Origin of the sequence: Pseudoalteromonas lipolytica (assembly GCF_003515105.1) — a bacterium.
GTDB classification, from domain to species: Bacteria; Pseudomonadota; Gammaproteobacteria; order Enterobacterales; family Alteromonadaceae; genus Pseudoalteromonas; species Pseudoalteromonas lipolytica.
This window is the reverse complement of the sequence record NZ_CP032091.1, coordinates 177,040-189,362: the sequence shown is the minus strand read 5'-3', so window position 1 is coordinate 189,362 and position 12,323 is coordinate 177,040. Positions and strand designations below refer to the sequence as shown.

Below are 12,323 nucleotides of genomic sequence, written 5' to 3'. Positions count from 1 at the left end.
AGTGATAATAAAAATTCGGTGACAGATATGACAAAATCGGCGTATGGAATATTTTATATTCTTTTTTTTATATTCTGCTTTATAGTAACCCCATAGTTTCTATAGTAATTCCATGAACAAAACCAATTAAAAAAACAAAAACAACCAACTGATTTTAAACAATAAAATATAAATACAAGCTAGTACCGACATTACATTATGTTTAGCAAACTTAACGACCCAAAATATATAAGACAAAAAAACAGCAATGAGTAATGGTAAAATTCTTGAAGTCTGCTTAAACGAAAGTCATTTAAAGCAGCTCGCAAACAATATCTCATCAGCGAGCCAATTAGGCGTGAAACGCTTTGAACTGTGCTGTAATTTGCATCTTGGCGGTTTAACTCCGAGTGTGTCAGCCATTGAATGTGCAGTGAAAAATTTAAAGAATAATGCAGAATTATTAGTGATGATACGTCCGTACAATGATCAATTCGATGTCGATTCTCAGTGTCATAAAATAATGCGTGAACAGATCAAGTACGCAGCAGAATCCGGTGCACATGGTGTAGTATTTGGTGCAATTAAACATCAGCAAGTCGATGAAGACATAACCCATTCGTTGGTTAATACTGCAAAGTATTTTAATTTAACGGTTACTTTTCACCGTGCCTTCGACACGCTTGAATCACCAATAAAAGCCCTTGACTCACTCACTGCATTAAATGTCGATCGCATTTTAACGTCAGGGACACCATGGCAAAGTGGGCGTAATGCAGTTGATGGCCAAACTCAACTTAACACCTTACTCGCGCATGCTAATGCTAAGCCAGAAATTGTAATTGGTGGCGGCATAACGTTAGATAGTGCGCCAACACTGTGGCAATTAATAAACCATCATTCAGCGAAGGCGTCTCTGCATGTTCACTCATGTGTGCATAATTCGATTGGTGATATCGACATAGATGCAATTTGTTCATTGCTCAAAAAGGATTAAATATGACTACAAAGCACCTGTATTATCTAGGTATCGACGGCGGTGGCAGTAAATGTAAAGTTCGCTTAGAAAACCAAGACGGTCATCTATTGAGTGAAGCAATTAGCGGCTCAGCCAATGTCGCTACCAGCGCTGTGCAAAGCCAAGCATCTCTATTGGATGCCACTAAACGTGCATTTGAATATGCTGGCTTACCTCTCACTGAGCTGAAAAAAACCTCTGCGCATGCAGGTCTTGCAGGGGCTAATATCGAGTCAGCAAGCAAAGCAATGGCGCAGTGGCAGCACCCTTTTGCTCAGTTTACTGTGTCAACCGATTTAGTGATTGCGTGTAAAGGCGCTCATCAGCATCATGATGGTGCGGTCATTATTCTTGGGACGGGTTTTTGCGCCGGTTTCCAACGTCATCAGCACATCACCGAGTTAGGCGGATATGGCTTATTACTAAGCGATGGTGCAAGTGGGGGCTGGCTAGGCTTACAGCTATGCCGAAAAGCATTTGAAGTACTCGATGGCGTTACACAGCGCTCAAGTGTTATAAATACTCTGCTAAATGAGCTCGATTGCAAGTCGAGTCAAGCTTTAAGCCAACAGTTAATAACGGCCTCCCCTGGGGAGCTCGCCAAGTTTGCGCCGCTCGTTTTCGCGCATCCTAACGATAGTTTCTGCCAACAATTACTCACCGAGGCAGGCTCTTTTATAGACCGCTATATCGCTTACTTTAAAGCTCAAAATATACACCGTGTTACCTTGGTAGGCGGTATTGCCTCAGCCATTACTCCTTGGTTAAGCCCATCAAGTCAATCTCAGTTAACGTTAGCGCAAGCTAGTGCTGAAGAAGGCGCTATTTTATTGGCAAAACAGTCATGTTAGTCGCCTAATTGAGAACGCATTTGTGATGGTATTTCACCAAACAAACGCCGAAATTGTTTGCTGAAATAGCTTGGTTCAGAAAAACCGCATTGATACGCTACTTGTGATATTGGTATGCGTGTTTCAATTAATAATTTACGTGCGTTTTCGAGACGCACTTCGTTTATAAACTGATTTGGAGTCTTTGCTAAGTGCTTTTTAAATCGCCTTTCTAGAGCGCTAATCGATAAGTGTGCGAGTTCTGCCAGTTCATCAATACTAATTTGGCGATGATAATGTTCGCGAATATACTTAACAGGTTCTTCAATTGCACGCACGTGTGAAAGGGCTTTAGATGTTTTTTGTAAATGGCGCGTCACACCATAGGTGCCAATCACATTACCATCGTGATCTTTGAGTGCGTGCTTAGATGTTGAAAACCAGCCAAGCTCACCTTGCAGGGTTTGATTTAACTCCAGACGGTCTGTCACGATAAAGCCTTCCATCACTCGCTTATCGTCATTCACATATTGGAACGCTAAGTGTTTAGGCGAAAAGTCAAAATCTGTTTTTAGTAAAATTTGCTCTAGAGTTTTATAACCCTGATGTTCAATAAAATGCTGATTACAATGTAATATTCTACTATCCGTATCTTTCACCCAAAAGAGGATATCGGGCAATAGATCAAATGCAGCAATGAGCTGATTGACTCCCGCTTTTTTTATTATTTCTTGAATATTCATAACTAAAACACCCCTAAAAAATGTCATTGCCATTATATTTTAAACGCCGATTTTGTTGCATTGTCAACCGAATTTTTATTATCGCTTATTGCCCAAGCTTACCTATTATCAATAACATGACATTAACAGTAGCAAACGCTACTTTGATTAGGAGCGCTTAAGATGAGCAAAGCTAAAATCCGCATGGCTATGATCGGCGGTGGCGAAGGTGCCTTTATAGGCGCAATTCATCGCATTGCAGCGCGATTAGATGGCATGATAGAGCTTGTGGCTGGTGCATTCAGCTCGGATGCCAACAAATGTAAAGCAACTGGCGAATTACTTGGCCTCGATAGCAGCCGTTGCTACGACAGTTACCTCACCCTATTTGCAGAAGAAGCAAAATTACCTGCTGAAGAGCGCGTTGATTTTGTGGCAATTGTAACGCCTAACCACTTGCACTTTCCGGTGGCAAAAATGGCTCTAGAGCACGGTTTTCATGTTTTATCAGACAAGCCTGCAACTCTTTCACTTGTCGAAGCACAGCAATTACAAGAAATCATTACCAAACAGGGTCTTTTGTATGGATTAACACACACCTACACCGGCTACCCGATGGTCAAAGAGGCTAAGCAGCGCATTAAAGCGGGTGAGCTTGGCTGTATTCGTAAAGTCATTGTTGAATACACCCAAGGCTGGCTTGCACAAAGTGAAGATGAAAGCTCTAAGCAAGCAAGCTGGCGTCTTGATACGAGTAAATCGGGAATAAGTTGCTGCATGGGCGATATTGGTGTGCATGCAGCAAATTTGGCTGAGTATGTATCGGGCCTCGAAATAACCCAACTGTGTGCCGATTTGAACCATGTAGTTGATGGCCGCAGCCTCGATGATGATGGCACGGTGCTACTGCGTTTTAACAACGGTAGCAAAGGCGTATTACTCGCAAGCCAAGTCGCTATTGGTGACGAAAACAACCTACGCCTGCGTATTTATGGTGATAAAGCCAGCCTTGAATGGTCGCAACTAGAGCCGAATAGCTTATGGCTGCGTGCGCATAACCAAGCAGCTATCTTGCTAAGAGCGGGTGTAGGTGTACTTCACACTGATACGCAAAATGCACTGCGCACACCGGCGGGTCATCCTGAAGGATACCTTGAAGCCTTTGCCAACATTTACAGTAATTTTGCAAAGCAAATTCACGCATTTAAACAAGGCGACAGCGCCACAAATCAAGAGTTTGATGTACCCGGTATCAAAGAAGCAGTACGCGGTATGGCATTTATTGAGCATGTTGTAGCCTCGTCAGAGCGCGATACTAAGTGGCACAGTTTACAGATTGGATAATACATAATGAAAAAAATCAAAGGGCCAGCGATTTTTCTGGCGCAATTTATTGGTAATGAAGCCCCTTTTAATAGCTTTCGTGGATTATGTAAATGGGCCAGTGGTTTAGGTTACAAGGCCATTCAAGTCCCTACCTCTAACCCCGCTATTTTCGATTTAGAAAAAGCCGCCGAAAGCCAGCAATACTGCGATGAAGTCACTGGTATTGCAGCCGAGTCAGGCCTTACAATTTCAGAGCTATCAACCCACTTGCAAGGTCAGCTGATTGCGGTACACCCTGCATACGATGAAATGTTTGATAATTTTGCTGCAGACCACGTAAAAGGCAACCCAGCGGCACGCACACAATGGGCAACGGAGCAGCTAATGTTTGCCGCAAAAGCGAGTAAACGCCTTGGTTTAACAACGCATGCGACTTTCTCGGGGTCTTTTTTATGGCATACCTTTTACCCGTGGCCACAACGTCCACAGGGACTTGTTGAACAAGGTTTTAACGAACTCGCTAAACGTTGGTTACCAATTTTAGATTGTTTTGATGAACACGGTGTTGATGTTTGCTATGAATTACATCCGGGCGAAGACTTGCACGACGGGGTAACATTTGAGCGCTTTTTAGCCGCCACAAATAATCACCCTCGTGTGAACATTCTATATGATCCGAGTCACTTCGTATTGCAACAATTAGACTACTTAGCATTTATCGATATTTATCATTCACGCATAAAAGCGTTTCATGTCAAGGACGCTGAGTTTATTGCAAATGGCCGCTCTGGGGTATACGGCGGCTTTCAAAACTGGCAAGACCGACCGGGCCGTTTTCGATCTTTAGGTGATGGGCAAGTCGATTTTAAGCAAATTTTCAGCAAATTAACCCAATATGGCTTCGATGGCTGGGCAGTGCTTGAATGGGAGTGTTGTTTAAAACACCCAGAAGATGGGGCACGAGAAGGCGCTGAGTTTATTAACGCACATTTAATAAACCCCACCGACAAAGCCTTTGACGATTTTGCCAGTGGCGCAACAAACACTGAGCGTAATAATCGAATTTTAGGTTTATAAAACCGACAACAATTGAACACACAGGACACACAATATGGACAACAATAATTATAATCGCATTGTCTTTCGGCTTTGCTGTATAGCACTGATTGTGACCTCGATGACCTTTGCCATTCGCGCTGGTATTTTGGGTCAACTTGGTGGTGACTTTGGTTTAACTGACACCGAACTCGGTTGGGTCAATGCAATGGCGTTTTTAGGTTTCCCCGTTGCGACCATGCTCGGTGGTATAATCTACAACGCTATTGGTGCTAAAAAGCTGGTCGCGTTGGCATTTATTTGTCACTTACTTGGCCTCGCCTTAACCATCACCGCAGATGGCTTTTGGGGCTTGCTGGTATCGACTTTTCTAATAGGCTTTGCAAACGGCTCTGTTGAAGCAGGTTGTAACCCGTTAATAGCTGAAATGTACCCTAAAAACGCCACCACTATGCTTAACCGCTTTCATGTTTGGTTCCCTGGCGGGATTGTAATTGGTGCATTAGCGTCTAATTTCATGTCGGCTGCCGGCCTTAACTGGCAGTGGCAAGTCGCTTTAATATTAGTTCCGACCATTATTTATGGTGCCATGCTAATTAAAGCAAAATTTCCGACCTTTGATACACGTATCCACTCGACCAGCAGCAACATTCGTCATTTATTTACCCCGCTGTATTTATTTCTTATAGCGTGCATGACACTGACCGCCACTACGGAGTTTGGTACTCAGCAATGGATTGAACGTATTTTAGGTTCATCGGGTGCATCACCCATGGTCATTTTAGCACTTATAACAGGGCTCATGGCGGTAGGTCGTTTTTTTGCAGGCCCTATTGTCCACAAGCTTAACCCAACAGGTGTATTACTTGGCTCTGCGCTTTGTGCAAGCTTAGGTATCTTTATGATGAGCCAAGCACAAGGCACCATGATTTATTTAGCCGCTATTTTATTCGCCATGGGTGTAACTTACTTTTGGCCTACCATGCTTGGTTGTGTTGCCGAATACATTCCGAAATCGGGCGCGCTAGGTATGTCGTTAATGGGAGGCGCGGGCATGTTCGCAATGAGTATTTGGAATCCAGTCATAGGAAGTTGGATAGACAGTGCCCGTTTGTCTGCAAAAGCATCAGGTGCCAGCGCGGAACAAATCGAAATTTTAGCCGGACAGGCTGTATTACAAAACCTGTTGATATTCCCGATTATTTTAATCGTGGCATTCATAGGGTTGCATTTAGTTATTAATAACAACAAACGCGCTGAAAAGTGCGCATCTTAAGCAAGTAAATCGTCGAGGAACACCATGTTTAAATCTCTCAAAGCACTGACTTTAGTGCTCACAGTTAGTAGCTGTGCACTCGCTAATGCGACTGATAATCAGCTAACACAACAAGAAAAAAACGCCGGATGGCAGTTACTGTTTGATGGCAAAGACATGTCACAGTGGCGTAATTTTAAAAGTGACTCTTTAAATCCAGCTTGGGTTATTGAAGATGGCGCCATGACCTTAACAAAAGGAGGTGGCGACCTACTAACCAAGAAACAATATCAAAACTTTGAACTGCAAATTGATTGGAAAATTTCAACCAAGGGCAACAGTGGTATTTTTGTGCTGGCCGATGAAACAGGACAAATGATTTATTCACACGCGCCAGAGATTCAAATTATTGATAACAAAGAGCACCCAGATAACAAAATTGACTCTCATTTAGCTGGCTCAATTTATGATTTATTCGCCGCCCCTGCTGCTGCACATAAACCCGCCAATAGCTGGAACCATGTGCGTATAAAAATGCAAGACAACCATCTACAAGTTTGGCAAAACGGCATTAGTACAACAAGCATCGTTATAGGTAGTACAACATGGAACACGCTTGTAAAAGGCAGTAAGTTTGCCAATTGGCAAAACTTTGCAACGGCTAAGCAAGGCCATATCGGGCTTCAAGATCACGGCGATAAAGTGTGGTTTAAAAATATAAAAATTAAGGAGCTTTAAGATGTCTGAATTTAAACATAAGGTATTGGTTGTTGGCTCTGGTGCGGGTGGCGCAATGGCCGCTTACACACTTACAAAACTAGGTCATAAAGTACTGCTGTTAGAAGCAGGTCGACATTATGATCCAAAAACAGAAAGCCCAATGTTTCGCCGCAATAGCGAGGCTCCATTAATGGGGGCAGGCAACAAAGATAAAAACTTTGGTTTCTACGATGCAACGGTCGATGGCGGTTGGCAAGTACCCGATGAGCCATACACCAGTGCAAAAGGCAGCGACTTTTATTGGTGGCGCGCTCGCATGTTAGGCGGCCGGACTAATCACTGGGGTCGTTACTCGCTGCGCTTTAGTGAGCACGACTTTAAAGGTAAAAGCCGTGATGGTCACGGTGCGGACTGGCCTTTCGAGTATGCCGATTTAGCACCTTGGTACGACAAAACAGAAGAGCTCGTTGGTGTGTGTGGCACTAACACTGGCCATGAAGATATGCCAGATTCATCGCCGGGTATTTTGCAGCCACCACCAAAACCCCGCGTACCAGAGTTATTAATTGCTGCTTCTGCAAAGAAATTGGGCATTCAAGCTGTGCCAATGCATCGTGCAGTTTTAACCCGTCCAAAAGACGACCGTTTAGCATGCTTCTATGCAACACCATGTGGCTCTGGTTGCTCAATTGGTGCCGCATTCCAAACAACAACATCGCTGTTACCTATGGCAAAAGCAACGGGTAATTTAAAAGTGATTACTGATGCAATGGTAAAATCGGTGGCTGTTAATGATCAAGGTAAAGTAACGGGTGTAACCTATGTTGATAAGAAAACAGTCACAGAGCACGCTCTTGAAGCTGATGTGGTGATTCTTGCGGCCAGTGCCTGCGAATCAGCGCGTATTTTATTAAACTCTAAACACAAAACACACCCTAATGGTCTTGCTAATTCGAGTGGTCAGGTTGGTCGTAATTTAATGGATTCAACAGGTGCATGGCTAGGAGCACAAATTCCAGCGCTAAAAGGCCGCCCGCGTTATAACGAAGATGGTCATACCGCAAACCACTTATTCATTCCTTGGTGGGGCCATCAAGCTCAAGCTAACAATGAGTTAGATTTCCCACGTGGTTATCACTTTGAAATTGGTGGCGGCTTCAGACAACCCGGTTCAGGTGTGTCTGGCGATAAACAAGGCTACGGCCCCGCATTAAAACAACAAATTCGCGATGCGTACGGCTCTTATGTAGGATTTGCGCTACGCGGTGAAATGTTACCAAATAAAGATACTTACATGGAAATTGACGAAAACGTTAAAGATAAATGGGGTATTCCGGTTTCTAAATTCCACTTTAAGTGGTCTGATCGTGAATTAAAGCAAATTGAGCATGGCTTAAAAACGGCCAAACAAATCCTTGAAAACATGGGCGCAGAGGTTGGTGAGCTCCCGCCTGCCGAAAAAGCTATTTCAAAAGGTGGCGAGATTATCCATGAGGTAGGTACCACACGCATGGGCAGCTCAAAGAAAGACTCTGTGACTAATCAATGGGGTCAAACGTGGGATTGTAATAACTTGTTCGTCATGGATGCAGGGGTGTTTGCCTCAAACCCACATAAAAACTGTACGCTCACCATCATGACGCTGGCAATGCGTAATTCAACTTGGCTTGCTCAACAAATTGATAATGGGGTACTTTAATTATGCATCATCGTAACGAACACGAAACCTATAACTATGTTTCAGGAATGAGTCGACGAGACTCTTTAAAGTGGCTAGGCTTATTAGCCGCAGGCTCAGCGGTCGGGCTAACCGCAGGGTGTACAAAAGCACTTGAAATCGGTGCAGCATCCTCAACTGAGGGGCATTGGCCGGACTTAGATATTAAACCTATTACCGCAAAAGGTTATGGCCAAGATCCCAATTTAGTGATCCCACCACAATCACCATGGCCATTGACATTAACGGCGGACGAAATAACCTTAGTGGCGTTATTATCCGATTACATTGTGCCGCGCGAAGGCACTATTCCATCGGCAAGTGAGTTGCACGTACCGGCGGTTATCAATGAATGGGTTAGCGCACCTTATGAAGGACAACAACGTGACCGCATTAAAATTTTAAATTCACTTGCGTGGATAAACGACGAATCTAAGCTGCGCTTTAAGAAGCCATTTACCGGATTAAGTGAGCAACAGCATCGCGCAATTTTAGATGATATTGCTTATTTTAATGAACAAACACCTGCCCAATTTCAACGTATTGGTAAAGCATTTTTACGCTTTAAAGAGTTGGTGTTAGCCGCTTTCTTCTGCACGCCTGAGGGCTGTAAAGACATTGGCTACTTAGGAAATGTGCCTATTGCAGGCGATTATCCGGGACCGTCTGACGAGGCAAAAGCGCATTTAGATCAGGTTTTAGTAGACCTAGGCTTGAGCGAATACGCCTATACCGATTAGCTTCCCCCCTTGTGTTGTTTTATAACACACTGCAATGCAGGGGGTTAACTCCCCTGCTTTTTTAGGATTTAAATATGTTTAACTCTCGTTATTTATTATTTTTAATTTGCTTTGTATTTAGCAGTCAGTTATTGGCGACTATTCCAGTCAGTGTGCAATTATGGTCGGTTAAGGACTCCCTTAAAAAAGATTTCCATAATACTTTAAAATCACTCTCTGAAATGGGCTTTGATGGCGTTGAGTTTGCCGCAGACTTTGGCCCTTACAGTGATAACCCTGCCGGCCTCAAAGCAAAACTAACTGAATTGGGCTTACTTGCCAGTAGTGCTCACGTCGGCTTTGATGCACTCAATGAAAGCAATATTGATAGCACACTCCTTTTTTACAAAACACTTGGGGTAACAACACTGTATGTCCCTTGGGATGAGCGAGCATGGCATCCAGAAGGCGTTAAATCATTGGTTAAAGAACTGACTAAAGTCAGTAATTATGCAAGCCGCTATGATATGAAGATCGGTTTTCACAATCATAATAAAGAGTTTAATGCATTTAATAACGCAACATTTTGGGATTACATCGCTAGCAACACCCCAAATAGTATGCCATTACAACTAGACATTGGCTGGGTTAATTACGCGGGTAAAGACCCTCTTTATTTCATAAAAAAATACCCCAAGCGAACGCTCTCAACACACATAAAAGTTCGTACTAAAAATGGCAGCATACTCAGCCCCATTATTGGTGAAAACAGCATAGATTGGCCAGAAATCATCGACACCTTAGAAACAGATGGTAATACCCAATGGTTAGTGCTTGAGCAAGAGGAATACCCTGAGGGGTTAACGCCACTGCAAAGTGTAGCAAAATCGAAAAAGAACTTAGATAAAATTTTAGTGGGGATGTAAATCCCTGCTAATGGCGTTATATAGAAAAATAACGAGCGTTATTCAGCATATAATCGGTAAAATTCTCGTTAATTTCTTCACCCAATAAATTTAAACCGCATTATGTTACATACTGATTCAAAAAAGGAATTTCATATTAAATAATACAATATAATCAAAAAAGGGACAGAATACCCTCTTTTAGGCTGGTTGTCATATATTAAAAGGATCGTAATATAAAGAAAAACATCTCAAGGATAGAGCATGAAAGTCCTAACGCTGAAGAAAAATTCAGAGAAAAGCGTGTTATTAATACTCGCTTTTATACTATTTACCCTGTTGATTCTTTTAGAATATTTACCTGAAAAGTATCTCATTTATCAATTAACGTTGCTAACAACCGTTTGCATATCTGCAATAATTATCGTCTTAGTTATTAGCTCCAAAAGTGAATTAACAATATGCCATCATGGCGTATTTTATCGTTCTATGTTCGGCAACTTTCACATTGAAGCCAGTCGGATCAAATTGCTCCGTCACTATTCAAAATGTGGTTTTCACTGTGTCATTATGTTTGGTGATAGGTTCTTTCTTTTTGCCCCCTTCTACACGTTAACCTCACGGCAAACACAAGGACTAAAACGCTATAATTCCAATTTATTAAATTGGCTACACGAAAAAAATAAACACAGAAAACTGCTCTAACCGCTTAAGCAAAGGAAAGATACTTTAATAAAAACATGTTGTGAAAACGCACCATGCTTATATTTATTAAATCATACTATTTAGAGGGTGTTATTTAAGACATTGAATTTTAATGCGCTTTATAGAAGCAGCCACCAGATGGTTTGACTATTTAGTGAAAAATATAGTCAAACCACAGTCAGGCTCTGTTTAAAGAGTGGGCTCTTAGTTATCCCATTCTTTAAGAGCATCTTTAACATATTCATAGCGCCAAGAATTGAATAAGTCAGGCTTAGATGACGTTTTTCGTTCTTCGTTATCGAGCTTCCAGTTCCAACTTATTAATTGGTTAATTTGCTTTTTAGACGCTAAAACATCTTCTGGAATACCCTGCTCTTTTGCTACTTTAGTGATCTTTTGCTTAATATCTTTCGCCGCCTTTTTATAAGCTGGAAAATCAATAAGACGCTTTAATTGCTGCGGATACTCACTAACGTCAATCGCTTTTCCTCGCTCGATGCATTGTAATATTTCAACCCCCGAACGATTTACTTCCATCGGCTCAATACCCGGTACACGGCGTAAAGAGTTTAAGCTTGCGGGTTTACGTTTGGCAATTTCAACCATATTGTGCTCTTTCACTACAAAGTTAAGCGCGAGGTTTTTTCGCTCAGCTTTTTCACGGCGCCATGCAGCAAGCTCTCGTAATACGGCTAAGTCATGAGGACGTAATTGCCATGCATTTTTAATATCTTTATAAAGCTGATCATAAGGCGTTTGATAAGCCCGTTTTTGCGCAACCAACTCACTTTCACTAATGACGATATCAAAAAAGCCAGCTTCATCAATTTGCTTTTTAATTATTTCGAAACAAGGTAATAAATGAAAAGTATCGGCTGCTGCGTAATCTAGCTGTTTTTTGGTTAATGGGCGTTGTAGCCAGTTTGTTCTTGATTCGCTTTTATCTATTTCGATATCAAGTAATTCTTTGACCATGTGGGCGAACCCCATACAGTTGCCATGCCCTAAAATTTGCAGTGCAAACTGGGTATCAAACAAGGGGGTGGGAACAAAACCCGCGTACTTTTGAAACACCTCAATATCTTCTGACGGAGAGTGCAATACCTTTAAAACATCTGGGTTTTTAAGCACTTGCCAAAAATCATAAAGCGACAACTCTGCCAATGGATCGATTAGCGCTAAGTGCTCACCATCAAAAACTTGAATAAGTGCGACCTCTGGGTACAAGGTGCGACGGCGCATAAATTCGGTATCAATAGCAAGCACAGACTTGCCTGTAATTTGTTCTACAAAATCATTTAATTGGTTTTGCGTTTCGATCACTTGGTATTGCACTTATACCCCTTTAAATATCAATTACCATAAAAAAAG

Annotated in this window: 11 protein-coding genes; 9 read left to right on the top strand and 2 right to left on the bottom strand. The window is 42.2% G+C overall.

The features are described 5' to 3' along the window. Positions 1 to 247 precede the first annotated feature (247 nt). Positions 248 to 976 carry a copper homeostasis protein CutC gene (locus D0907_RS17140; protein WP_118844896.1) on the top strand — a complete coding sequence of 243 codons (729 nt, stop codon included), beginning with the start codon at positions 248 to 250 and terminating at the stop codon, positions 974 to 976. A gap of 2 nt (positions 977 to 978) precedes the next feature. After that, the gene (locus D0907_RS17135) at positions 979 to 1,848 is read left to right on the top strand and encodes a glucosamine kinase nucleotide-binding domain-containing protein (protein ID WP_118844895.1); all 870 of its coding nucleotides are present in this window, start codon (positions 979 to 981) and stop codon (positions 1,846 to 1,848) included. On the opposite strand, the gene D0907_RS17130 is transcribed toward D0907_RS17135, so the two are convergent. Then, a complete protein-coding gene (locus D0907_RS17130; RefSeq protein WP_118844894.1) occupies positions 1,845 to 2,570 on the bottom strand; it encodes an AraC family transcriptional regulator in 726 nt (241 codons plus the stop codon). The genes D0907_RS17135 and D0907_RS17130 overlap by 4 nt on opposite strands. 162 nt (positions 2,571 to 2,732) lie before the next feature. On the opposite strand from D0907_RS17130, the gene D0907_RS17125 reads away from it, so the two are divergent. The 7 genes from D0907_RS17125 to D0907_RS17095 all read left to right on the top strand — a co-directional run bounded on the left by D0907_RS17125 (position 2,733) and on the right by D0907_RS17095 (position 10,268). After that, positions 2,733 to 3,893 (top strand): Gfo/Idh/MocA family protein, encoded by a 1,161-nt coding sequence (locus D0907_RS17125; protein WP_036971931.1) that lies wholly within the window; start codon positions 2,733 to 2,735, stop codon positions 3,891 to 3,893. 6 nt (positions 3,894 to 3,899) lie between these two features. Next, positions 3,900 to 4,952, top strand: a complete 1,053-nt coding sequence (locus D0907_RS17120; protein ID WP_065979061.1) for a sugar phosphate isomerase/epimerase family protein — start codon at positions 3,900 to 3,902, stop codon at positions 4,950 to 4,952. 34 nt (positions 4,953 to 4,986) lie between these two features. Further along, positions 4,987 to 6,207 (top strand): MFS transporter, encoded by a 1,221-nt coding sequence (locus tag D0907_RS17115; RefSeq protein ID WP_118844893.1) that lies wholly within the window; start codon positions 4,987 to 4,989, stop codon positions 6,205 to 6,207. Positions 6,208 to 6,231: 24 nt separating this feature from the next. Then, positions 6,232 to 6,924, top strand: coding sequence for a 3-keto-disaccharide hydrolase (locus D0907_RS17110; RefSeq protein ID WP_036971934.1), 693 nt, complete (start codon positions 6,232 to 6,234; stop codon positions 6,922 to 6,924). Between the two features lies 1 nt (position 6,925). Further along, positions 6,926 to 8,605: a GMC family oxidoreductase gene (locus D0907_RS17105; protein WP_118844892.1), complete on the top strand. Its 1,680-nt coding sequence runs from the start codon at positions 6,926 to 6,928 to the stop codon at positions 8,603 to 8,605. Between the two features lie 2 nt (positions 8,606 to 8,607). Beyond that, positions 8,608 to 9,363, top strand: coding sequence for a gluconate 2-dehydrogenase subunit 3 family protein (locus D0907_RS17100; RefSeq protein WP_065979057.1), 756 nt, complete (start codon positions 8,608 to 8,610; stop codon positions 9,361 to 9,363). A gap of 74 nt (positions 9,364 to 9,437) precedes the next feature. Then, positions 9,438 to 10,268 carry a sugar phosphate isomerase/epimerase family protein gene (locus D0907_RS17095; protein WP_118844891.1) on the top strand — a complete coding sequence of 277 codons (831 nt, stop codon included), beginning with the start codon at positions 9,438 to 9,440 and terminating at the stop codon, positions 10,266 to 10,268. A gap of 888 nt (positions 10,269 to 11,156) precedes the next feature. On the opposite strand, the gene rnd is transcribed toward D0907_RS17095, so the two are convergent. Beyond that, the gene (rnd, locus tag D0907_RS17085; RefSeq protein ID WP_118844889.1) at positions 11,157 to 12,287 is read right to left on the bottom strand and encodes a ribonuclease D; all 1,131 of its coding nucleotides are present in this window, start codon (positions 12,285 to 12,287) and stop codon (positions 11,157 to 11,159) included. Positions 12,288 to 12,323: the final 36 nt, after the last annotated feature.

Bases quoted from the DNA above. Each gene is read 5' to 3' on its own strand.
- D0907_RS17110 (WP_036971934.1), top strand. From the start codon at position 6,232: ATGTTTAAATCTCTCAAAGCACTGACTTTAGTGCTCACAGTTAGTAGC.
- D0907_RS17130 (WP_118844894.1), bottom strand. From the start codon at position 2,570: ATGAATATTCAAGAAATAATAAAAAAAGCGGGAGTCAATCAGCTCATT.
- D0907_RS17140 (WP_118844896.1), top strand. From the start codon at position 248: ATGAGTAATGGTAAAATTCTTGAAGTCTGCTTAAACGAAAGTCATTTA.
- D0907_RS17120 (WP_065979061.1), top strand. From the start codon at position 3,900: ATGAAAAAAATCAAAGGGCCAGCGATTTTTCTGGCGCAATTTATTGGT.
- D0907_RS17095 (WP_118844891.1), top strand. From the start codon at position 9,438: ATGTTTAACTCTCGTTATTTATTATTTTTAATTTGCTTTGTATTTAGC.
- D0907_RS17100 (WP_065979057.1), top strand. From the start codon at position 8,608: ATGCATCATCGTAACGAACACGAAACCTATAACTATGTTTCAGGAATG.
- D0907_RS17115 (WP_118844893.1), top strand. From the start codon at position 4,987: ATGGACAACAATAATTATAATCGCATTGTCTTTCGGCTTTGCTGTATA.
- D0907_RS17125 (WP_036971931.1), top strand. From the start codon at position 2,733: ATGAGCAAAGCTAAAATCCGCATGGCTATGATCGGCGGTGGCGAAGGT.
- D0907_RS17135 (WP_118844895.1), top strand. From the start codon at position 979: ATGACTACAAAGCACCTGTATTATCTAGGTATCGACGGCGGTGGCAGT.
- D0907_RS17105 (WP_118844892.1), top strand. From the start codon at position 6,926: ATGTCTGAATTTAAACATAAGGTATTGGTTGTTGGCTCTGGTGCGGGT.